At 58.5% G+C, this 22,415-nt stretch carries 21 protein-coding genes; 10 read left to right on the top strand and 11 right to left on the bottom strand.

The features are described from left to right. Positions 1 to 90 precede the first annotated feature (90 nt). Positions 91 to 543: a homoprotocatechuate degradation operon regulator HpaR gene (gene hpaR, locus QOT07_RS02760; protein WP_207977943.1), complete on the top strand. Its 453-nt coding sequence runs from the start codon at positions 91 to 93 to the stop codon at positions 541 to 543. 122 nt (positions 544 to 665) lie between these two features. Here hpaR and QOT07_RS02755 read toward each other — a convergent pair whose 3' ends face one another. From QOT07_RS02755 to QOT07_RS02735, 5 genes are read right to left on the bottom strand one after another with little or no spacing between them, the layout of a single operon-like run. After that, on the bottom strand, positions 666 to 1,457 hold the full coding sequence (locus QOT07_RS02755) for an SDR family oxidoreductase (RefSeq protein ID WP_261427637.1): 792 nt from the start codon (positions 1,455 to 1,457) through the stop codon (positions 666 to 668). 4 nt (positions 1,458 to 1,461) lie between these two features. Then, a complete protein-coding gene (locus QOT07_RS02750; RefSeq protein ID WP_283602544.1) occupies positions 1,462 to 2,259 on the bottom strand; it encodes a molybdenum cofactor biosynthesis F family protein in 798 nt (265 codons plus the stop codon). Positions 2,260 to 2,269: 10 nt separating this feature from the next. Then, positions 2,270 to 3,052, bottom strand: coding sequence for an SDR family NAD(P)-dependent oxidoreductase (locus QOT07_RS02745; protein ID WP_207977946.1), 783 nt, complete (start codon positions 3,050 to 3,052; stop codon positions 2,270 to 2,272). Further along, positions 3,045 to 3,632 carry a DUF3156 family protein gene (locus QOT07_RS02740; protein WP_283602543.1) on the bottom strand — a complete coding sequence of 196 codons (588 nt, stop codon included), beginning with the start codon at positions 3,630 to 3,632 and terminating at the stop codon, positions 3,045 to 3,047. Before QOT07_RS02740 ends, QOT07_RS02745 begins: the two co-directional genes overlap by 8 nt. Further along, on the bottom strand, positions 3,607 to 5,100 hold the full coding sequence (locus QOT07_RS02735) for an APC family permease (RefSeq protein ID WP_283602542.1): 1,494 nt from the start codon (positions 5,098 to 5,100) through the stop codon (positions 3,607 to 3,609). The genes QOT07_RS02740 and QOT07_RS02735 overlap by 26 nt, the downstream gene beginning before the upstream one ends. Positions 5,101 to 5,800: 700 nt before the next feature. Between QOT07_RS02735 and QOT07_RS02730 the strand changes: the two genes are divergently transcribed. From QOT07_RS02730 to QOT07_RS02715, 4 genes are all read left to right on the top strand, one after another. Continuing rightward, the gene (locus tag QOT07_RS02730; protein WP_112349064.1) at positions 5,801 to 6,451 is read left to right on the top strand and encodes a helix-turn-helix transcriptional regulator; all 651 of its coding nucleotides are present in this window, start codon (positions 5,801 to 5,803) and stop codon (positions 6,449 to 6,451) included. A gap of 140 nt (positions 6,452 to 6,591) precedes the next feature. Beyond that, on the top strand, positions 6,592 to 7,764 hold the full coding sequence (locus tag QOT07_RS02725; RefSeq protein ID WP_283602541.1) for an MFS transporter: 1,173 nt from the start codon (positions 6,592 to 6,594) through the stop codon (positions 7,762 to 7,764). A 13-nt stretch (positions 7,765 to 7,777) separates the two neighbouring features. Further along, positions 7,778 to 8,890 (top strand): class II histone deacetylase, encoded by a 1,113-nt coding sequence (locus QOT07_RS02720; RefSeq protein ID WP_283602540.1) that lies wholly within the window; start codon positions 7,778 to 7,780, stop codon positions 8,888 to 8,890. A gap of 97 nt (positions 8,891 to 8,987) precedes the next feature. Further along, complete coding sequence (locus QOT07_RS02715) at positions 8,988 to 9,794, top strand: alpha/beta hydrolase (protein ID WP_261424911.1); 807 nt, start codon at positions 8,988 to 8,990, stop codon at positions 9,792 to 9,794. Positions 9,795 to 9,835: 41 nt separating this feature from the next. On the opposite strand, the gene QOT07_RS02710 is transcribed toward QOT07_RS02715, so the two are convergent. From QOT07_RS02710 to QOT07_RS02700, 3 genes are all read right to left on the bottom strand, one after another. Next, complete coding sequence (locus tag QOT07_RS02710) at positions 9,836 to 10,201, bottom strand: cupin domain-containing protein (protein WP_099063191.1); 366 nt, start codon at positions 10,199 to 10,201, stop codon at positions 9,836 to 9,838. Positions 10,202 to 10,222: 21 nt separating this feature from the next. Beyond that, positions 10,223 to 11,524: an NAD(P)/FAD-dependent oxidoreductase gene (locus QOT07_RS02705; protein WP_099063192.1), complete on the bottom strand. Its 1,302-nt coding sequence runs from the start codon at positions 11,522 to 11,524 to the stop codon at positions 10,223 to 10,225. Between the two features lie 101 nt (positions 11,525 to 11,625). Beyond that, the gene (locus tag QOT07_RS02700) at positions 11,626 to 12,384 is read right to left on the bottom strand and encodes a helix-turn-helix transcriptional regulator (RefSeq protein WP_283602539.1); all 759 of its coding nucleotides are present in this window, start codon (positions 12,382 to 12,384) and stop codon (positions 11,626 to 11,628) included. 265 nt (positions 12,385 to 12,649) lie between these two features. Here QOT07_RS02700 and QOT07_RS02695 point away from each other — a divergent pair, with 265 nt between their 5' ends. After that, entirely contained in the window at positions 12,650 to 13,777 is a 1,128-nt protein-coding gene (locus tag QOT07_RS02695; protein WP_283602538.1) for an iron-containing alcohol dehydrogenase, read from the top strand. 134 nt (positions 13,778 to 13,911) lie between these two features. Here QOT07_RS02695 and QOT07_RS02690 read toward each other — a convergent pair whose 3' ends face one another. Next, positions 13,912 to 14,841 (bottom strand): LysR family transcriptional regulator, encoded by a 930-nt coding sequence (locus tag QOT07_RS02690; protein ID WP_112349057.1) that lies wholly within the window; start codon positions 14,839 to 14,841, stop codon positions 13,912 to 13,914. A 260-nt stretch (positions 14,842 to 15,101) separates the two neighbouring features. Here QOT07_RS02690 and aptA point away from each other — a divergent pair, with 260 nt between their 5' ends. From aptA to QOT07_RS02670, 4 genes are read left to right on the top strand one after another with little or no spacing between them, the layout of a single operon-like run. Beyond that, a complete protein-coding gene (aptA, locus tag QOT07_RS02685) occupies positions 15,102 to 16,442 on the top strand; it encodes an omega-aminotransferase AptA (RefSeq protein WP_283602537.1) in 1,341 nt (446 codons plus the stop codon). Positions 16,443 to 16,456: 14 nt separating this feature from the next. Then, the gene (locus tag QOT07_RS02680) at positions 16,457 to 17,965 is read left to right on the top strand and encodes a CoA-acylating methylmalonate-semialdehyde dehydrogenase (protein ID WP_283602536.1); all 1,509 of its coding nucleotides are present in this window, start codon (positions 16,457 to 16,459) and stop codon (positions 17,963 to 17,965) included. 3 nt (positions 17,966 to 17,968) lie between these two features. Beyond that, positions 17,969 to 19,333, top strand: coding sequence for an APC family permease (locus tag QOT07_RS02675; RefSeq protein ID WP_207977968.1), 1,365 nt, complete (start codon positions 17,969 to 17,971; stop codon positions 19,331 to 19,333). A gap of 2 nt (positions 19,334 to 19,335) precedes the next feature. Further along, positions 19,336 to 20,445, top strand: a complete 1,110-nt coding sequence (locus tag QOT07_RS02670; protein ID WP_283602535.1) for a DmpA family aminopeptidase — start codon at positions 19,336 to 19,338, stop codon at positions 20,443 to 20,445. 29 nt (positions 20,446 to 20,474) lie between these two features. Here the strand turns inward: QOT07_RS02670 and QOT07_RS02665 are convergent, their stop codons facing one another. Beyond that, complete coding sequence (locus QOT07_RS02665) at positions 20,475 to 21,725, bottom strand: phospholipase D-like domain-containing protein (RefSeq protein ID WP_283602534.1); 1,251 nt, start codon at positions 21,723 to 21,725, stop codon at positions 20,475 to 20,477. Then, positions 21,718 to 22,368, bottom strand: coding sequence for a MotA/TolQ/ExbB proton channel family protein (locus QOT07_RS02660; RefSeq protein ID WP_099063249.1), 651 nt, complete (start codon positions 22,366 to 22,368; stop codon positions 21,718 to 21,720). The genes QOT07_RS02665 and QOT07_RS02660 overlap by 8 nt, the downstream gene beginning before the upstream one ends. Positions 22,369 to 22,415 lie beyond the last annotated feature (47 nt).

The following is a 22,415-nucleotide window of genomic DNA, read 5'->3' as shown; positions in this document are numbered from 1 at the left end:
CTATTAAGTTATTAATAAATCCAGGCCGTCCATTGCATCCCTGCGTTCGGCACCGGAATAACGAACACCTTGATAGCTAAGGCCAAATCTATGCATGAATCTTTAACCATTGCCCTGCTGCAGGCGCGTGAAACCGCCATGGGGTTTTTCCGCCCGTTTCTGAAAAGTCATAACCTGACGGAACAGCAATGGCGCATCATTCGCGTACTGGCCAACAGCCGTTCAATTGAGTTCCACGAATTGGCGGCGGAAACCTGCATTCTGCGCCCCAGCCTGACCGGCATTTTGTCGCGCATGGAGCGCGATAAACTGATCTTCCGCCTGAAGCCGGTTAACGATCAGCGCAAGCTGTACGTTTCGCTGACCCAGCAAGGCCAGGAGCTGTATGAAGTGGCGCGGCATCAGGTGGAGCAGGGCTACGGTGAGATTGAAGCCGCGTTTTCGCAGCAGAAGATGGAACAACTGATGACGCTGCTGGACGAACTGATCCGGCTTGGCGACAAACTGCCCGCCAACGTGACCGCCCATCCTGCAAAGAAATGATCCTTCCGATTATCATCCTCTAATTAATTGGCGTTGCAGCCAGGCGGCCAGGGCGTGAGTCCCCAGGAGCTTACTTAAGTAAGTGACTGGGGTGAGCGCATGCAGCCAACAACGCTGCAACGTCAAGAAAGAAGAGGATGAGCCTCGGGGAGTAACGCGCCGCCGTCCACCACCAGCGTTTGGCCGGTGATATAGGCCGCCGCCGGTGAGGCGAGAAACACCATCGCCGCCGCAATGTCTTCCGGCTCTCCCAGCCGCCCGAGCGGTACCGCTGCGGCAATCGCCTGATTGACCGCAGCGCCCCCCAGATTGGCCATCGCCGGTGTGCGGATCATCCCCGGCTCCACGCCGTTGACCCGTATCCCCGCCCCCGCCAACTCCAGCGCCGCCGCGCGAATAAAACCGTTCACCCCGGCTTTCGAGGCGGCATAGTGTGCCAGCCCCGGATAAGCCACCCGCGGCCCGGTGACCGACGAGGTCACCAGAATGCTGCCACCGCCCTGACGCTGCATCCACGGCAACGCCGCCTGTGCCAGAAAAAACGGTGCCATCAGATTGACGCTCAGCGTGCGTTGCAACAGCACCGCGTCAATCTCGGCGAAGGGAGTCAGCGGGAAGTAGGCCGCGTTGTGGACGACCACGTCCAGCCGCTGATACCGCTGGCCTACCTCTGCCACCCGTTCGGCAATCTGCCCCGGATCGGCCAGATCACAGGCCATTGCCTGCACCCGCCAACCTTGTTGTTGCAGTATTTCCGCCTCATCCTGCGCCTTCTGCAGTTGCAGATCCGCCAGTACCACCGTGGCCCCCAGCCGGGCAAAGGCGCTGACAATCGCCAGCCCGATGCCCTGCGCGCCGCCAGTCACCAGCACCACCTGGCCGCTAAAGGCATCGGCCGCATAAGGTGTCTTCATCGGCCTATCCCCGTGGATGACGCGTGGTATTCAGCACCTGGGCGTGGGCACCCACGGCAAAATTGCTCAGCGCATTGAAGTCACTGCCCTGATAACCGAGGATCTTGCCGTCGGTGCGCATGCCCTGCAGATCGATCATCACCACGCCCAGCGTCGGCACAATCTTCTCGCGCCAGACGAACAGGTAGAGCTGTTCGGTCACCTTCACGTAATGACAGCGATCGACATCCGCCAGCCCTTTCTCCACCCCGTCCAGGCACTGCCAGGCATAGAAATTGTCGTTCAGGTAAATGTGCTCATAGCGTTCGGTCGGGCTGTAGGTATACATATTGCGCATGCCGATTAACTCATCGGTGAACTGTGGCGGCGCAACGGTGGCATCATCCAGCGTGCCAAAGTGGAACTCCGCCTTGACCGCCGTCAGCGGCAACCCCTGCTCAACCCGGCTGAAGGCATCCAGTCGTGTCTGCTGCTCATCCGGCAACTGGCCGTAGACTGCGGTGAAATTGCCCTGATTACGATCGCACACCAGCGTAATACTGGCGTTGTCCTGCGCAGGATCGAGAAAATCGATAAACAGAATGCCGGGGCGAATGCTGGTGGCACGATAAGCAATGCCCCGGTACTCACCCCAGCTCAGCGTCTGCTGATCGACGAAATGACAGCTCAGCGTTTCCCCGTCGGCAAAGCGCAATGCCAGCGTACTGCCGCTAAGGCCGTGTTGTTGTTCCAGCGTATTGCTGTGCGGGGCAAAGCCTTCCGCCAGCGCGCCCACCTGAATAAATACCGCTTCTGAACTCATTTGATGCTCCTTAAAGGGAAGTGAAAGCCAATGTCGGCACGTCGACGATGGTTGAACCGCCGTCGGCCACCAGCGCCGCGCCGGTAATGATCGATGCCTCTGCCGAACAGAGAAAACGGCAGATGCCGGCGATTTCTTCAGCGCTGGCCGGGCGGCGCAATGGCACATCGCGGCAGACCATCTGATAAGCCTGCGCCAGCGAAATCTGATGGGCGTCCATCAGCAACTGCATCTCTTCATCCGCCATCGGCGTGGTGACCCAGCCAGGGCACACCGCGTTGGCGCGCACCCCCTGCGGACCGTAATCACGAGCGATGGAACGCATCAGCCCGATCAATGCATGCTTGGCAGTGACGTAACCGCAAACTTCCGGTCCGGCGGCCAACGAGGCGATAGAAGCGACAAACAGCAGGTTACCGCCGGTTTTCATCAGCTCCGGCAAACAGGCGCGAGCACTGGCAAATGCGCTGTTGAGATTGCTGTCCATCGCCTGCTGCCATTGTTGGTCGGTCATGTCGGTAATGCGTTTGAATCCCATACCGCCGGCGCTACCGATCAGGCAGTCGATACGCCCGGCCTGTTGCAAAATGGCTGGCAACAATTGGGTGTTCCAGCTTTCTCCACTGGCGGCGTCGCCGACCAACGCCTGCGCGCCGATCTCATCCGCCAGTGCGGTCAGCGGTTCAGGACGACGACCGATGATAAATACCCGATCGCCCTGGGCCGCCAGTAACCGGGCACAGGCGGCGCCCACGCCGGTGCCACCGCCGGTAATCACTACCACTCTATTCATCGATTCTCTCCATCAATTGGCCGATCATCAGCAGGCTGCTGAGCAGCAATCGCCGTTGCTCCGGCTCCAGCCGCAGATAGCGACGACCGGCAGGCAAACGGCTGACCACTTCCGAAGCGGCAAAATGTTCGATCTCCAGTCGCCAGTGTCCGGCAACCAGCGTCAGTTGAATGCGGCGGAAATCCAGCTGTGCCAGCGTTTGGCCAACTTGTGGATAGCGCTGAAAGGCAGCAATCACCCGCTGCGCCGCAGCATCATTGCGGGCGGCGCGATACACCACCCCATTGCGCCGCAGCCATCCCCCGGCGGTGATGCGCAGCGTCAGCGGCTCTTTCAGCGTACAGTCCCCCTGCAGTTGAAAGCGGTGGCTGACGATATGTGCCATAAACAACGCACTGACCTGTTCACTGATGTCGATCACCGGCCCTTGCGCTAACGTCAGCCGCAGCAGGCACGGCGCCAGACGCTCGCAGGCGTAGGGTTGCAGGTTGTTCACCAGGCGGCTGAGGGTGACGCCCGGCTGATAACCCGCCGGTGCGCGCTGCCAGAAACGGTTAAGTGAGGGAAGTAAGCCGATCAAACTGCGCCTCCTCGCCTTCTGCTTTGGCAAAGGCGGTTTCCAGCACCTGCTCGACCGGCACCGGTTTGAACGGGTTGACCTTCTGCACGCACAGAGTCCAGAACAGCGCGTAAGCTGCTGTCAGGCCAATCATGATGCTGAAAGGGATATACACCGCGCGCGGGTTCATGCCCGGCGGAGTGATATAGATAATCGCCAGCACGATGCCAACGCTGGAGACGATTTGCGGCAGCGGGAACCACGGCGACTTGTAAGCACGCGGCAGATCCGGGCGGCGAACACGCAGGATCACCACCGAGCAGGTCACCAGCAGGTAGGCAACGCCCCAGGCGCACACCGCCGCCAGCACCAGCGGAATGATGCGGTCGAGATTGCCCTGGATGGCAAACGCGTGCACACAGGGGATCAATACCGCCACCAAAATCCCCACCACCGGAGTTTTAAAACGCGGGTGCAGGTAAGCGAAGATGCGTGGCAGCGCGCCGTCCAGCGCCATGCCATAAAGAATACGTGGCACCGCGGCCATCAGCGTGTTGATGGTCGCCGCCCCGGCCAACAGCAACCCGATGCCCAACCAATATTTGCCGAACTCGCCCATCACCTGGCCGGCAAAGGCCGGAATGGCCATCGGCGTGTCCAGCAGATGAACGCCGTTGGCGGCATCCACCAGCACGTTTTCCACCTGGTGGCTGAGCGCCGCGCCGTATAAGGCCATGCACACCGCCACGCCGCACAGCCCCAGTGACATGGCTCGCGGGATGACGCTGGCGGAACGTTTGATCTCCGGCGCCATCGGCGTAACCAGTTCGCAGCCGACGAACATGAACATCGCCATGCCGATCAGGCTGAACACCGCGAACGGATCGTTCAGGCTCAGAGTGCTACCGAACCAGCCTTCCAGCGGCACGGCATGCGGTGAAAGCAACCCGGCAATGCCGAAGATCACCAACGTGCTCCACATGGCGAAGGTCAGCACAATCTCCGCTTTACCGAACGCCTCAATGCCAAAAGCGTTGAGTATGCCGAACACGATCACCAGCCCAACCCCGACCATCCAGGAAGCATTGTGGGTTTCCATCAGGGTGTTGAGGTGCTCGAAATTCACCAGCGCCATGATGCCGGAGAGTATGGTTTCGGCGGTACCGGCAAAGATATGCACAATCAGGTAGGCCGACAGCGCGCCGGTAATGGCAAAAAAACGCCCCATGCCGCAGGCGATGTAGTCATAGACCGAGCCGGAGGTCGGCAGGATCGCCGCCGCTTCCGAGAAGGTCGTGAGCTGGGCCTGCATCATGATAAAAGCGATCAGCATCGCCAGTGCGAAGGTGTCGCCGCCGATGCCAAAACCGCTGGTGACGGTGAGGATCACCGGGCTGGCCATAATCATCCCGACCGAGCTGGCCAGCGTGGTGGGGAATCCGACCTTGCCCCGCTCAAGATGGGCGTGAAGCCGCGACGACAGGTTCATGGTTATTTCCTCTTATAGTTTTATCGTTTTGCCCTGATGTTGCATTTGCAGATTTGGCGTCGCCAGTGGCGGCAATATCACTATAGAGAGGAAAAGAAAATGCTGACTATCGTCCTTAAGAACGAGAAGATTTGATCGCAAAGTTGCTATTTAGCCCTAGATACCCGGGCCTAGCGCACCGAGGGGCACTCCGGCGGCTGCGCCGCTACGACCCCTTCGGCACGCTCTCCCTAATAACTGGCTTTTTAAGGAATCTAAGGCCGAGCCATAGCTTTTTCGTCTTACCTTTTTAGTCCGGTCAGCCGTTATGGTTTTAGCCGGGGTGAAAGGATTTCCAGAGAGGATCAAGCGCTGCGGTGTTTGTCTATCGTTCTTAAGAACGAGCTGTCGAAGACGGCCCTGCGGGGTTACAAAAGGGCGATTCGTGGCGGGGACGTCACTCTAAATAGGAAATCGCTGTAAATTCAGCGGGAAGGACATACCACATTCGTTAATATATTAATGAAATATTGACACCAAAAGACCGCTGGAGCCATCAACAACCGATCGCCGCCTTGTTATTTATGTATTTTATTGCAATCCGGCTCACGTTGTTAATATGTTTTAATTGTGTTGCAAAATTGCTACCGCTATGCTTGTATCGTTCATATATTGACCGCAATAGTTCTCCAGACAGAATGATAAGGGGAGGAAATGAATCATGCACACCACCGCACCATCCGATGCCTTTATCACGAGCTGTCTGAACACCATTGCTCATCTTATCCCGGTGTCCGCCGGGGTATTTTATTTGGTTAATCCGGATCTGCGGCCAGACCATTATATTTTGCATGGTATTTCCGATAACACCCATCAGCAGTATTTGAATCATTTCCAGCAGATTGATCCGCTTAAACCGGCCAACTTCCACCAGCAGGACATTAATATGGTCGGCATGAGCCCGGCGGCGATCGCCAATAACCGCCACTATTATCATGACTTTATGCTGCCCAATCACATGCGCGATATGACGGAGATATTTATCCGCCAGCGTAAACGCATTGTCGCCGGAGTGTCATTAATTCGCGATACGCCGTTTACCGAATTGGAACGCGGTCGCCTGCGGGCGGTGATGCCGCTGATCGAGCTGGCGACCCGCGATCTGCTACCTGGTGGTGAAGCCCAATTGCTGACGGCCAAGGAGCAAGAGATCGTCAATATGGTGCGCGAAGGGGCCAGTAATAAACGCATCGCGCTGAAGTTGGGTATTTCCCTTTCGACGGTGAAAACCCACATGCGCAATATATTTGCCAAAACCGAAGTCGTAAATCGCACCGAATTGGTCGCCAACAGCTTTATTGCACACGGATGATAAATTAAGCCATAGCAATGGCTTATGACCGATAAATTAAACGCGTTAATTATTCGTCATCAATGGCGCGGTTTCCGCCTGCCTAAAACATGGCATCGCGGGTATATCTGACTCAGGCTTACCCCGTGGAGATCATTATTATGTCCAGTGATTCTGTTTCTGTGCCCACCGTCGGGACGGCGCTTCCCTGCCCGCCACGGCTGTTGACCGCCATTATTCTCTTTGCCGCCATTGCGCCGGGCATCCTGATGACCGCACCGGCCATAGCCGCGCAGTTGGCCAGCCAATGGCTGCTGACTCCGGCGCAAATCGGCCATCTGTTTTCTACCGAGCTGGGGGCAATGAGCCTGGCCACGCTGCCCGCCTGGTGGTGGATTAGCCGCGTTAACTGGCGCCGGGTGGCAGCACTGGCAGCGGCGGTGTTTATCGCCGGTAACCTGGCCTCGGCGTGGGTCAGCGATTTCAGCCTGCTGCTGGGGCTGCGTTTTATCGCCTCGCTGGCGGGCGGCACCTTGATGATCCTGTGTATCACCTGCGCGGCGGGCACCGCCAACCCCAGCCGGGTTTACGCCCTGTGGGTTCTCGGCCAACTGGTGTTGGGCGCGGTCGGGCTGCTGGTGCTGCCGCCGCTGTTCGCCCATTTTGGGTTGATGGCGGTCTATCTGATCCTGGCGGCTATCATGCTGTGCTGCCTGCCGCTGATCGGCGCCTTCCCCAGCGGGTTTCACCCGGTGCAATCCGCCGCTCATTCCGCCACCGCCCCCCGGCTGCGCAAAATCATCGCCGTATTGGCGGTACTGACCTTTTACATCAGCCTGAGCGCAGTCTGGACCTTTATCGGCAGCATCGCCGCCGCGGCCGGTCTCTCGCCGGTACACAGCGGTCAGGTACTGGCCACCGCCACGCTGTTTGGCATCGTCGGTGCCGGCGCTGCCGCTTTGATCAGCGCCGGTCGTGGCGGCAACCGGCTGATTTGGCTGGGTTACGGTTTGCTGCTCGCCGGTATCGCGCTGCTGATCCGCGAGCCCCTGCTGCTGCGCTTCGCGATAGCGGCGGTGTTGTTCAAATTTACCTGGACCTTTGTGCTGCCGTTTATTTTGGCCCGCGTCGCCGGGCTGGATAACAACGGCAAGCTGATGAACAACATCAATCTGGTGATTGGCGGCGGTATGGCGATTGGCCCAACGCTGGCCGGTTACCTGATTGAATCTTCAGGCGGCTTTGACGCGCTGCTGGTTGGCGCGTTGGGTTGCTCACTGCTGTCGTTACTGTTGATTTTGTTGGCTTCACCGCGCGCTCGCCGCGCCGTTTAACAGGAGTAAAAAGGTGAAAAGAAAAACCGGTTTCTTGTTTGATGAACGCTGTTTCTGGCACAGCACCGGCCTGCACGCCACCACGCTGCCGGTTGGCGGCTGGGTGCAACCGCCTTCGGGGGCCGGCCATGCCGAGTCGCCGGAAACCAAACGGCGGATGAAGAACCTGATGGATGTGTCCGGCCTGTCACGTCAGCTCACACTGCTGAGCGCCGAACTGGCGACGGACGAAGACCTGCGGCGCATTCACCCGGCCGATTATTTACAACGTTTCAAACAGCTAAGCGACAACGGCGGCGGCATGCTGGGGGAAGAAGCCCCGCTGGGACCGGGCAGCTATGAGATTGCCAAACTGTCCGCCGGGTTGGCCTGTGCGGCGGTCGAGGCCGTGCTGCTGGGTGAGCTGGATAACGCCTATGCGCTGTCACGCCCACCGGGACACCACTGCCTGCCGGACCAGTCGATGGGCTTTTGTTTTCTGGCCAATATCCCGATCGCCATCGAGCGCGCTAAACAAAAATACGGTTTGGGCAAGGTGGCGGTACTCGACTGGGACGTGCATCACGGCAATGGTACCCAGCATATCTACTGGCAGCGTGACGACGTGTTGACGCTGTCGCTGCATCAGGACGGCTGCTTCCCCGCCGGGTACTCCGGTGAACAAGACTGCGGGGCCGGGGCGGGCGAAGGCTATAACATCAATATTCCGCTGCTGGCCGGGGCCGGTGACGACGGCTATCTGTATGCCATGCAGCAAATCGTCGTTCCGGCACTGGAGCAATTCCAGCCGGAGTTGATCATTGTCGCCTGCGGCTACGACGCCAACGCGCTGGATCCGCTGGCACGCATGCAGTTGCACAGCGACAGTTTCCGCAACATGACGGCTTTGGTGCAGGACGCGGCCGACCGTCTGTGTGGAGGAAAATTGGTGATGGTGCATGAGGGCGGTTATGCCGAATCCTACGTGCCGTTCTGCGGCCTGGCGGTGATGGAACAACTCAGTGGCATCCGCACCGAAGTCCAGGATCCGCTGCTGGAATTCATCCAGCAGCAGCAACCGCGCGAAGCCTTCAACCAGTTCCAACGCCAGGCCATCGATAGGCTGGCGCAGCAGTTCATTCGCTAATCACTCCGGGGCGCAGCACTCAGCGCCCCTGACCATTCCCCGCTTTACCACTACGCTGAATAAGACCTCCGTAATCCCTACCGATGAGAAAAATAATATGTCTGAACAGAAAATTAGCTTTATCAAAGGCAGTCAGGGCGATATCGCGGTCCACGATTGGGGTCATGAGCGGCCACGCTTTCTGGCGCTGCTGGTGCACGGTTATGGCGAGCATCTCGGTCGCTATCAGTATGTGGCGCGAATGTTAGAAGCACAGGGCGCACGGGTGTTCGGCCCTGACCATCTCGGCCATGGGCTGTCACAGGGTGAACGCGTATTGATTGAGGATTATGATGCCGTTGTCGACGACGTTCACTGCGTAGTTGAGCATTTTAAGGTATTGCACCCTGGCATCCCGCTGGTGGTCATCGGCCATTCGATGGGCGGTATGATCGCCACCCGCTACGTTCAGCGTTATGGTGATGACGTGCGCGCGCTGGTGCTCTCCGGCCCGTTGATCGGCGAAAGAACCCAGATCTCCGATCTGCTTGGCCTGCCGAAGATCCCTGATGAACCGCTCGATACCGCCACCCTGTCGCGCGATCCGGCAGTCGGCGTAGCTTATCAGGCCGATCCGCTGGTGTGGCATGGGCCCTTCAAACGCCCGACGTTGCACGCCATGCAGCAGATGCTGGCCAAAATCAACGACGGGCCGGGCTTCGGCGCACTGCCCACGCTGTGGATACACGGTGACGACGACCGGCTGGTGCTGATGGCGCAATCGCAAACCACCATTAACCTGCTGAAGGGCAGTGATTTTGAGGTCATGATTAACCCCGGCGGACGGCATGAAAGTTTTAACGAAACCAACAAGGATCAGATATTGCGGCGGATCGGCGATTTTATTAAGCGGGTGCTGGGATAGCGGATTGCCCCTCTCCCGCTGGAGAGGGGCTGGCGCCGAGATCAACCTTCGACAATCGCCAGATAGTGTTTCACAAAGCGATCGGAAGTGATCTCCCAGCGCACCGGCGTGCCTTTCTCGACAAACCACGAATCCCCGGCCTGATACTGTACGGATTGACCGGTGTTCTCATCGGTCAGCGTTGCCGTGCCTTCCCACACCGTGGCGTGTTCGGCAAACGGATACTCCATCACAAAGGTGCCACGGGTACAGCTAAAAATGCCGCAGCTCAGGTTGTCGGTCGGCTCACCGAAAATGCCCGCCACGCCGACGGTTGGCTCACCGGCGATCACTCTGGCGCCCAGATTACTGACGCTGCCAATCTCCAGCAGTTCAGGCAGCGGTTGTTTAAGCAGTAATGGTTTCATTTTTCTCTCCTGTGATAAGAATTAGCGGCGGCCTTTCCAGTAGCCGGATGTCTGGTGCCACACCTTGCCGGCGGTGGTCATCACCCGCCGCAGTTTGTCCTTGCCGAAGATATTGACGTGCGGGATCGAACTCATCAGGCTATAACGATCGGATCCTTCACTCATGCCCTCCGCCAGCACCTTGCAAACGATATGGCTCGGGGTTACGCCAAAGCCGGAATAGCCCTGCACGTAGAACACGTTATCGTGCTGCGGCAAGGTGCCGATCTGTGGGAACAGGTTGGCGCTGCAGCACAGCGGCCCGCCCCAGGCCAGGTCGATCTTGACGTTATGCAGGTACGGAAACACCTTCAACATCAGATGACGGTTCCAGGCTTTGAGATCTGCCGGAATGTATTCGATCAAGCGAGTGGCGCTGCCGAACAGCAGGCGGTTTTCGTTGGTCACCCGGTAATAGTCGATCACCGGGCGGATGTCGCTGTAGGCACCGCGGATCGGGCTGATCTGGCGGATCAGTTCGTCAGACAGCGGTTCGGTCGCCAGCTGGAAAGCGTAGGTATTGATGGTTTTGTTGTAGATGAACGGCTCCATGCCGTTGAGAAAACCGTTGCACGCCCACAGCATTTTGTTGGCACGTACCGACCCCATGGCAGTACGCACCTTTATGCGCGGGCCATACTCCACGTCGAGTACGCTGCTGTTTTCGAAGATCTTCACGCCGTAGCCGCTCAGCGCCTGGGCCTCGCCCAGCAACAGATTGAGCGAATGCACGTGGCCGCCGCCCATGTGTTTCAATGCACAGGTGTAGGCGTCCGATCCCACCACCTGCTTCACCTCGGATCCGGTATAGAGTTCGATCTCTTCGTCCGGCGAGACCGTCTTGAACTCCTTCAGCCAGCTGCGCAGGGTTTTCTCCTGCCGCGCGTTGCTGCCCAGGTAGCCATAGCCAAAGCAAAAATCGGCATCGATTTGGTATTTTTTGATGCGCTCGCGAATAATCCCGGCGCCGAGATTGCTGATTTTAAAGATGGTTTCCAGCCCGGCCGGGCCAACGTGGCGTTTGATCTTTTCCAGATCGTGACCGATCCCGGCCATCACCTGCCCGCCGTTACGCCCGGTACCACCGTAACCCAAATGACGACCTTCCAGAATGGCGATATTGGTGATGCCCTGCTCCGCCAGCTCCAGCGCGGTATTGATGCCGGAGAAGCCGCCGCCGATGATCACCACGTCAACATCCAGATCCTCTTCCAGCGTGGGGAAGCGCAGATCGTACTTTTTGGTTGCCGCGTAATAGGTTAAGGATTCGATATTATTATTCACTGCCGCACTCCCGATGACCCTGGCTCTGTCAGCGGATTATCGGCAAGCGGCCCGACGGCCACCATGTCCCCTTAGGGACATTCGCAACAAATAATTAACACTCAGGCGCTGCGACGCAGCGGCGTGGCCAACAACAGGCTGAACAATTCGGCCTGTGAGCCGATATCCAGCTTGCTGTAGATATTTTTGCGGTGGTTTTTCACCGTACCCAGGCTGATAAACAGCCGGTCGGCGATCTGTTGCGAACCGCAGCCATCGAGGATCAGATCCACAATCTCGCGCTCACGAGGGGTCAGCAAATAACGCGCCTGTACGGCACTGTCCGTTACCCGGTCTGGCGTGGCGGGCGCAACCCTCACTTCACCATGCAGGCGAGCGACGCTTTTCAGCAGCGTCAGCGCGTCACTCAGGTCAGCCAACTGCGGGGAACGCACCCCCACCGACTGGCGCGCCGAGCCAAAAAACACCCCCAACCCGCGTTCCGGCGTCAACGGCAGCAGCACACCGGCTTCGTCATGCCAGCCGGTCATGCGATAAAAATTACGATAATACTCAGTGTGATAAAAGCCGCTGGGGGCCAGTTGACGCAGGGTCAAGACCTCGCTACCCCCACCGCCGTTCAGCGCCTGATAAAACGGATCCTGCAGATAAGCGCCCTGCTGGTAGAGCTGATTTACCGCGTCACTGTTTTCTTTCTCGGTTTTGATCAGGCAGCGTGGTGGCTGACCACGGTCGAAGGCATAAACAATGGCGTTATCAAAGGCGAAGTAACCTTCCAGCCAGGCCAGCAGGCTGGGATAGAAACGCGGGGTCGCCACTGTGTCGATCACCGCTGATAATCTTTCGACCTGAATATTCATCTCCGCCTCGCCATCATTAATAAATTAACAATCACCTTATTCCGGCTGTGCCCTGGCCTGCTTGTTATAGAAAACACTCAATAGCGCCAAATGCAACAGCACAATTGTTTACATGTTAAACAAATCACACCTTCGCCCGATTATCGCCGTCAGGCTCAGAGATGCTGGGTTAATATATTAACGGATGCCTTTAAGGCAGCGAAAAGCAGTGGTTCAGCCGCAGAGGCTGGCTTATGCTGTGGTTTTCGCGCGCCAAGGAGAGACCATGACCCCCAGCCTGACGATCGCCAACCGCCATACCTGGTTCGGCCACGGCAGTATCAGCCAACTGATCCCGCTACTGACCGCCGAACCACAGCCGACGCTGTTGTTTAGCTGCCGCTCATTCCTCAATGGTGCGGTATATTCCTCTCTGGCCGACGCGCTGACACCGCTGCTGATCGGCACGGAGATCGTCAGCCACGAGGCTTCGCCGCAGGAGATCGACGCCTGGGTGACACGCTGGCGCGGTAAAGCCCAGCGGGTGGTGGCCATCGGCGGTGGCAGCGTGCTGGATGCCGCCAAAGCGTTTGCCGCCCTGGTGGAGCATCCGCTGCCGACCCTGCGCTATATGGAAAAGGTCGGTGATACGAAAATCAGCGGTGCCACCCTGCCGCTGATCGCCATTCCGACCACCGCCGGTACTGGCAGCGAAGTGACCCAGAACGCGGTGATCACCGACACCCACTTCAGTAAGGTGAAAGCCTCGCTGCGCCATAACAACTTTGTGCCGCATACCGCCATTCTGGATCCTCAACTGCTGGAAGGCGCGCCGGACAAGGTACTGGCCTATTGCGCCATCGACGCCTTTACTCACCTGTTCGAAGCCTATTTGTCCAAAACCGCCAACGCCATGACCCGCGAGATGTCGCTGACCGGTATCCGCCACTTCCTGCTCGCCTGGCCGACGCTCAACCGCAGCGCCCAGGCCCGCGAGGATATTATGCAGGCCTCGTACCTTGGCGGGCTGACGCTAAGCGCTGCTGGACTTGGGGTGATCCACGGCATTGCCGGTGAGATTGGCGCATTGCGTGACTATCACCACGGCCAGGTTTGCGGCCGCCTGCTGTTGCCGTTCCTCGAAATGCTGGCACAAAGCGAACAACCGCAGCAACGGGCGCTGATGGCCGAACTCGCCGCGCGTCTGTTCCCCGAGCAACAGGACAGCCCGGAGCGCTATCTGATCGACTTTATTACCCGCCATGCCATCGCCACCTTCTGGCAGGACGACCTGCCGATTTCTGCCGACGAATTGGCGGTGACGCAGGCAAAATCCAACAGCAAGAACTCATTGATCGACTACAGCGCGCCCCAGCGACAGCTAATGATCGAAGGCGCTTTCCGCGTCGAATGATTATATAATTCGCTCAAAGTAATAGCGGGAGATGGGAAATGGGTATCGTCAGTTGGATTTTTACCGGCATCGCCATTGGCATCCTGGTCGGCGTGCTGATCAAGATTTTTGGCAAGAAGAAAGACCAGTAAACATCACGCTGTTCCATGAGTCGTCAGCAGGCATTCGTGGAACAGCTTCACCACCCGCTGTGGGCTGGGTGAGCGCCGCAGTACGCTGGAATACTCGCAGTGATAGCGGAACAGCGCCGGTTTGATCGCCCGCATCATATTCTGCGCGACGAAAAACGCCGCATAGTGGTCGGGAAGAAAACCCACGTACTTGCCGGAGAGGATTAAGGTGGCGATAGACTCCTGAGCAAAACCCGTCGCCTTGCGCTGCAAATGCTGCTGTAAACTCAGCTCCATATTCGGCGAGTGATAGCCTAATCCAGCAAAAGCATAATTGTGCAGGAGATCCCAATTCAGCGCGTCGTGATTAGCGGAAAATAATTCATGTTGCGCGCCGCAATATAAGAACATCCTCTCATTAAATAATGAACTATAAGATAAACTTTCCGCACTGCGGTGCATGGGAATAATGCCAATCTGAAATTGGCCGTCAATAACGCCACGTTCAATGGTATTTATTGGCTCCACATACATTTGCAAAGACACCTCCGGTGCCTGCTCACTAAATAAAGCAATCGCCCGGCCGATGTGTGCCTGTGGGTTGCTGACGGTATGGTCAAATATCGCCACGTGCAGTTGCCCGCCCAGGCGCTGGTGCACGTCATCTACTCCACGGCGAAATGCCTCGGTGGCCGCCAGCAGCTTGGTGGTTTCCTGGTAAATCAACAGCCCTTCGTCAGTGACCGCAAACCCCTCACGCCCGCGGTGGCAAAGCGTCAGCCCCAAGCGTTGCTCCAGATCCTTGATATGTTTGCTGATGGTCGACAGGCTGATATTCAGCTCCAGCTCGGCCGCGCTCATGCCGCCGCAGTCGACCACCGCCTTAAATACCCGCAACAATCGCAGGTCCATATCCGACAACTGTCCCAAAATTGCGCGCTTTTTTACTTGCATAAAACCTTAAGTAAGTTTCGATATTTGATTATTCACATTAGTGAAGAAGCGGCACATAGTCAATTTCAGGCAACAATTCATTAACACGTTTATTTATACCCTATAGCTTTTAAGTTACGGCTAGGCGACCAGCTCGCTCATCCCCAGGCGCTTACTCAAGTAAGTAACTGGGGTGAGCTAGTGCAGATAACAACGCTGTAACTTAAAAGATGACGGGTATATTTAATTAACCGTACCTATTCTCCCCCCCGGAGGGAAAAATGGCTGAATTAAATCACCCTGAAAATAAACCCGAACGTGAATGGTTAGAAGCCCATTGGATGCCGTTTACCGGTAATCGTAATTTTAAAGCCAACCCGAGAATGATAAGCCACGCTGAAGGCGTTTATTATACCAGCCAGGATGGGCGCAAAATTTTTGACGGTTTATCCGGGTTATGGTGCTGCGGCTTGGGCCATGGCCGCACAGAAATTGCTGAGGCGGCTTATCGGCAACTTTCTCAATTGGATTATTCCCCGGCGTTTCAGTTTGGCCATGCATTGTCTTTTGAACTGGCGAATAAAATTAAGGCCATGACCCCGGCCGGGTTGGACTATGTGTTTTTCACCGGCTCCGGCTCCGAAGCGGCGGACACCTCATTAAAAATGGCGCGTGCCTACTGGCGAGCCAAAGGCCAGGCGGGCAAAACCTGCTTTATCGGGCGCGAAAAGGGCTACCACGGGGTTAACTTTGGCGGCGTTGCAGTGGGTGGCATCGCCGGAAACCGGAAAGCCTTTGGCACCAGTGCCGAAGCTGACCATCTGCCCCATACCTTGCTGGCGGGTAACGCCTTCTCACGCGGTATGCCGGAACAGGGTGCAGAACTGGCGGAGGAGCTGAACCGGATCATCACCCTGCGTGATGCCTCGACCATTGCCGCCGTGATTATCGAACCCTTCTCCGGTTCCGCCGGAGTGATCGTACCGCCGGTCGGCTACCTGCAACGCATCCGCGAGATCTGCACTCAACACAATATCCTGCTGATCTTTGATGAAGTGATCACCGCCTTCGGCCGCTGCGGTGCCCTGACCGGTGCCGAAGCCTTTGGCGTCACGCCAGACATGATGAATATCGCCAAACAGGTCACCAACGGCGCACAACCCATGGGTGCGGTGGTGGTGCGACCAGAAATTTACCAGGCCTTTATGGCCACCGATGAACCGGATTATTTGCTCGAATTCCCTCACGGCTACACCTATTCCGCCCATCCGGTCAGTTGTGCGGTCGGGCTGGCAACGCTGGATATCATTGAGCGCGAGCAGATGATCGAACGGGTGCAGGTACTGTCCCCCTATTTTGAGCAGGCGGTGCACGGTTTGCAGGGCTGCCGTCACGTGACCGACATTCGCAACTTTGGTCTGGCGGCCGGTATCACGCTGGCGGCACGGCCAGGAGAAGCGGCGCGCAGGCCGTATGAGGTGGCGATGCGCTGCTGGGAAAAAGGATTTTATGTCCGCTACGGCGGCGACACCCTGCAACTGGCGCCACCGTTTATCAGCAGCGAGGCGCAGATCGATTCGTTGATCAACGCCCTGGGCGACGCCATCAACGCAACCGAATAACAGGAGCGAATACCATGCCCATTGCACATTGGATCAACGGTCAGTCCGCCACTGGCGGCAGCCGCAGCCAGCCGGTATTCGATCCGGCGACCGGGTTGTCACAGCAGGAAGTGTTGCTGGCCGACCCTGCCACGGTGGCAAGCGCCATCGACGCTGCCGAACGGGCCTATCCGGCCTGGCGCGATACCCCGCCGCTGAAGCGGGCCAGGATCATGATCCGCCTGAAAACATTGCTGGAACAGCATGCCGACCACATCTGTCAGTTGATTACCGCCGAACACGGCAAGGTGCTCAGCGACGCCATGGGTGAATTGCAGCGCGGCATCGAGAATATTGAGTACGCCAGCTATGCGCCGGAGCTGCTGAAAGGCGAGCACAGCAAGGACGCCGGGCCGGGTATCGACAGCTGGAGTGAGTTCCAGCCGCTGGGGGTGGTGGCAGGCATCACGCCGTTTAACTTCCCGGCGATGGTGCCGTTGTGGATGTGGCCGATGGCGGTCGTTTGCGGCAATACCTTTGTGCTGAAACCCTCCGAACGCGTCCCCTCCTCAACCCTGTATATTGCCCAGTTGGCGTCAGAGGCCGGGCTGCCGCCCGGGGTGCTGAACCTGGTTAACGGTGACCGCGAGGCGGTAGAAACCCTGCTGCACGACCCACGCGTTAAAGCGGTGAGTTTTGTCGGTTCAACGCCGGTAGCGGAGCATATTTATCACACCGGTTGCGGCCAAAACAAACGGGTGCAGGCCTTGGGCGGGGCCAAAAACCATGCGGTGGTGCTGCCGGACGCCGACATCGCCGGTAGCGTCAGCGCGCTGATGGGCGCCGCCTTCGGTTCCTGCGGACAGCGCTGTATGGCAATCCCGCTGGTGGTGGCCGTGGGTGATGACACCGCCGACGCGCTGATCGCCGGGCTGCGGCAGCAAATGGCCAATATGCGGGTGGGTGCCGGTAGCGATAACCGCAACGATATGGGGCCGCTGGTGACCCACCAGCATTATCAGAAAGTGAAAGGCTATATCGATCAGGGCGTTGACGAAGGTGCCAGCCTGGTGGTCGACGGCCGTGAGTTGGCGGTACGGGATGACAACGGACAAATCAGCCAGGGGTACTTCCTCGGCCCGACGCTGTTTGACCACGTACAACCCGGCATGCGGATTTATCAGGAAGAGATCTTCGGCCCAGTGCTGGGCGTGGTGCGGGTCGCTTCGCTGAAGGAGGCGATGGCAATGATTGATGCCCATGAATACGGCAACGGCACCTGCCTGTTCACCCGCGACGGCGAGGCCGCACGCTACTTTTCCAGCCATATTCAGGTCGGCATGGTGGGGATTAACGTCGCCCTGCCGGTCCCGGTAGCCTACCACTCCTTTGGCGGCTGGAAACGCTCGCTGTTTGGCGACCTGCACGCCTACGGCCCGGATGCCGTCCGGTTTTACACCAAACGCAAAACCATCACCCAGCGCTGGCCCTCATCCAGCGATGCCCAATATGCCAGCTTCAGTTTCCCATCCGGGCAGGGTTAAGCCATGACAGAACATAAATTCAAAGGCAATCTCAGCGTCCTCGACGTGGTGATGATTACCGCCTCCGGCGTCACGCCAGCCAGTTCGATCTTCGTCATTGCCCCGCTGGCCATCGCCAGCGCCGGCAGTGGCGCCTTTATCTCGTTTCTGATCGCCGCCTTTATCGCCGCCACCATCGCTTTATGCTACGCCGAATTGGGGGCCGCGCACCCCAGCGCCGGGGGCGAATACAGCATCATCAAACGGCTGTTCGGCACCCTGTGCGGGTTGCAGACCTACCTGTTTATCCTCAGCGCCGCGCTGTTTGTGCCGGCAGTTTTAGCCACCGGTGCGGTACCCTACTTAAATACTGCCCTGGGCACTCAGTTCGACGCCTCCACCGCCGGTATGGTCACCATTTTGATCGGCGGTGCCTGCGCTATCTTCAACATCAAGGCCAACGCGCTGTTGACCGGCACCTTCCTGGTGGTCGAGGTCGCGGTGTTGGGCCTCATCGCCTGGCTGGGGTTCAGCAACCCGCACCAGAGTGCGGAGATACTCACCTCACCGGTGATGCTCAACCCCGAAGGGCTGCTGGCCCCGGTCTCCGTCCCTTTGATTGTCGCCATGGTCGGCGTGGCGCTGTTTTCCTATAACGGCTATGGCGCGGCAGTGTATATGGCGGAAGACATGCGTGAGCAAGGTAAACCCATGGCCACTGCCATCATGCTGACGCTGGTGATTGTGGTGCTGGTCGAGCTGTTGCCCTTCACCGCGCTGCTGATCGGTGCGCCGTCTTTGGTTGAAATGGCCAAGCAGGCCGACCCGGTCGGTTACGTGGTCAGCCAACTGGGCGGGCCGACGCTGGCACGGGTGGTCAGCGGCGCGATTTACCTGTCGGTATTCAACGCCATTATCGCCATCGTGGCGCAGTTCAGCCGAATGATGTTCTCCAGCGGACGTGACGGTTTCTGGCTGCCGCAGGTGAACCGCGCGCTGAAAAAAATCCACCCGCGCTTCGGCACACCGTGGATCGCCACCCTGCTGTTCGGCATTCCTTCGGCGCTGCTGGCCTTCTGCTCCAACCTTGGCGACCTGACCTCCTTTACCGTGATCCTGCTGCTGCTGGTGTACATCATCATGGCCATCGCCGCGCTGATCAGTCGCCGCCGTGTGCACTTTCACCATCCGTATCTGATGCCATTGTGGCCGTTGCCGGTGGCGATCGCGCTGATCGGTTGTCTGTACGTGTTGTGGACAATTTTGATCGCCAGCAGCCTGAAAGACTTTATTATCATTGCCGGCATCTTCTGTTTTGGTCTGGTGCTGAGCTACCTGCGCAACCGGCAGGCCATCCCGCTCGTTGAACCCTCAGTTGAAGGAGAATAACCATGTCGCAGCGCGCTCAGGATTTGGGCATTAAAATCGGCCACGGCATTGCCGGCCCGCTGAACGCCATCACCGACGTGCCCGGCGTCCGGGTGGGTCATGCCAGTATCCATGCCGATCTGGCCGATGGCCGCAGCGTACGTACCGGCGTCACGGTGATCGAACCGCGTGCCGGTCAGGCCCGGCAGTCTCCCTGTTTTGCCGGGGTGCACGTGCTTAACGGCAACGGCGACGCCACCGGGTTGGAGTGGATCCGCGAAGCCGGCCTGCTCACCAGCCCCATTGCCTTTACCAACACCCACAGCGTCGGCGTGGTGCGCGACGCTTTGATCGCCCTGGAACGCGAAGCGCTGCCCGCCGACGATAAGGCCCTGTATTGGAACATGCCGGTGGTGATGGAAACCTTCGACGGCCTGCTCAACGACATCAACGGCTTTCACGTCAAGCCAGAGCATGTACGGCAGGCGTTGCAGGCGGCGCATAACGGCTTGCCACAGGAAGGCGCGGTCGGCGGGGGGAGTGGCATGATCTGCCATGAATTCAAGGGGGGCAGCGGTACCGCTTCCCGCCGCCTGCCAGCCGATCGCGGCGGTTGGACGGTCGGCGCCATCGTGCAGGCCAACCACGGCAAACGTGCCTCGCTGCTGGTCGGTGGCTACCCGGTGGGCCGTCATTTGGGGCATATTCATTCGCCATTCACCCCGCAACTGCCGCATCCGGGCATGGGGTCGATTGTCGTCACTCTGGCCACCGACGCGCCGCTATTGCCGCACCAATGTACCCGCCTGGCCCAACGCGCCAGCATCGGTATCGCGCGCACCGGCGGCGGCACCGAAGACTCGAGTGGCGATATTTTTATCGCCTTCGCCACCGGCAACGACGAGCTGCCGCCTGCCGATTACGCCAACAAAGGGGCCTTCACCACCCCGTTACAGATGGTGAATAACGACTACATCTCCGAGCTGTTTGCGGCGGCGGCCGAGGCGGTGGAAGAGGCGATTATCAATGCCCTGCTGGCGGCCAATACCGTTTCCGGCAACGGCCATCGGGCAGAAGGGTTAAGCGCGGATCAGTTGCTGACCGCGCTGGAACAAGCCGGCTGGCGAGCTTAAGGGTCGGGGCATCTCGCGCCCCGAGTTAATCAGGATTCGCCGCCCGGTTTGGGTGCCGGGTAGTCGTAATCCAGCTTGATCGGTTCGGCATACACGCTGTCCCACAGCTGGCTGTAGAGCTTATCCACCCGCTGGCTCATCGCCGGGCTGTGCAGTACCAGTTCCAGATTACGCGAGTTATCCAGATAACCGCCGGTCCAGTTGCTGGTGCCAATCCACGCCGTTTCGCCGTCGATAATCATCATTTTGCTGTGGATCACCCGGGCGAACGGGATAAAACCGCTGCTGGCCGGAGGGACAGTGACGATTTTTATCTGCACGTTCGGCACCACCGCCAGGCTTTTCAGCCAGGCGATATCCGGCTTTTTGGTGTTCCAGTTGGCCACCATCAGCTCGATCTTCACGCCGCGTGCGGCGGCGCTGCGCAGGGCGTTGTCGATCACCGCGTAGTAAGGTCGGCTGTGTTCCGGGCCATAAGACAACGGCGCGTAGTCCATCACCTGCACCCGCACGCGTTGTTTGGCGGTTGCCAACAGGCGCGGCAACTCCACCTGCGAGTCAATCACCCCCGCCGGATTATAGGCGCGTGGACTGGCGACCAAATAATTACCCTGCGGCGTTTCGGCCTTTGGCCGGTAAGGCAGCTGCGGCACCGGCTTATCCACCACCAGCAACGCCTGCGCTTGCCAGTCCTGCTCGAAGATCGCCTGGATCTGCCCGACCACCCCGGCATCGCTGATGCGCAGCCCGGTTTCATGGATATGCGCCAACGCACGCCAGTCAAAGTTCTGGCTGCCGACAAACGCCTGCTCACCGTCCACCAGCAGATATTTGGCATGCAAAATCCCGCCGCTCAGCCGCTGGTAAGGAATAATGCGCAGTTCCAGATTAGGGATCGCTTTTAGCTGTTCCAGCGTCTCAGGGGTAGAGATGCGGATGCCCTTCTCTTCCATCAGAAAACGGATTTTCACCCCGCGCTCGCCCGCCGCCTTCAGGTGTTGCAGCACGCCGTCCAGCAGCGAACCCTGTTGGTTCGCCACGTAGAACTGGCCCAGATCGATGCGGGTTTTCGCCGCATCAAACATTTGCTGCCACACTTCGGCGGTGTTGCGCAGGTCATCCGCCTGCAATGCGGTTTCCACCGGCGCGGTATACACCAATTCATAGCCGGGAATATCAAAACGCGCCGTCGCACTCTGGCTCAACATCAACAGACAGCTACCCCATAACGCAGTGTAAAGGCGGCCCAGCGGCCGCCGTGGTTGACGGCCATTAGGCATAGCGCGGCGCCTCACTGTCAACCCATTGCTCACGGTTGCCGTTTTCCGGACGGCTGGCTGGCGCACCGGCACGGATCAGCAGCACCTTCAGCAGTTCGTTAATCCGCTCCATGCGGCTTTGCAGATAGTTGTTGCCCACCAGACACAGTAATGCAATGGCGATACCCAGCCCGGTAGCGTACAACGCGGTACCCATGCCGGCAGAGACCAGGCTCGGCTCGGAGACCCCGGAAGCGGCCAGCGCCTTAAAGGTTTCGATAATCCCCATCACCGTACCCAGCAGCCCCAACAGCGGTGCAGCGGTAACGATGGTTTCCAGCAGCCACAGGCCACGCGCCATCAGCGGTTTGCTCAGCAGGTACTGGGCGTCGATCAGATCGCCGATCGCTTCGCGGTTACCGGCGCGGTGTTTTTGCTCCAACACCGGTGAGATCACCGCCAGCGGCAAGCTGTTGCGCTGGGTCAGCTCATCCGGCAGATCGGCGGTACGACGCACATCCAGCGTCAGCGCCTGCTCCAGTTTGCGAGCCTGACGTTGGGTATAAGCGAAATACAGCGCGCGTTCGATAATAATCACCAGCGCTATCGCCAGCGCGGCGTACATCACGTAGAAAATAATGTCGTGCAACAGATTGGCATTCATCATTCAATCCTCCAACCCTGCGGCTTTCAGGCCGCAGGGTATAAATA

Origin of the sequence: Serratia proteamaculans (assembly GCF_949794035.1) — a bacterium.
In the GTDB taxonomy this organism is placed as follows: Bacteria; Pseudomonadota; Gammaproteobacteria; order Enterobacterales; family Enterobacteriaceae; genus Serratia; species Serratia proteamaculans.
Note: the sequence above shows the minus strand (reverse complement) of the source record. Positions and strands in the feature narration are given on the sequence as shown.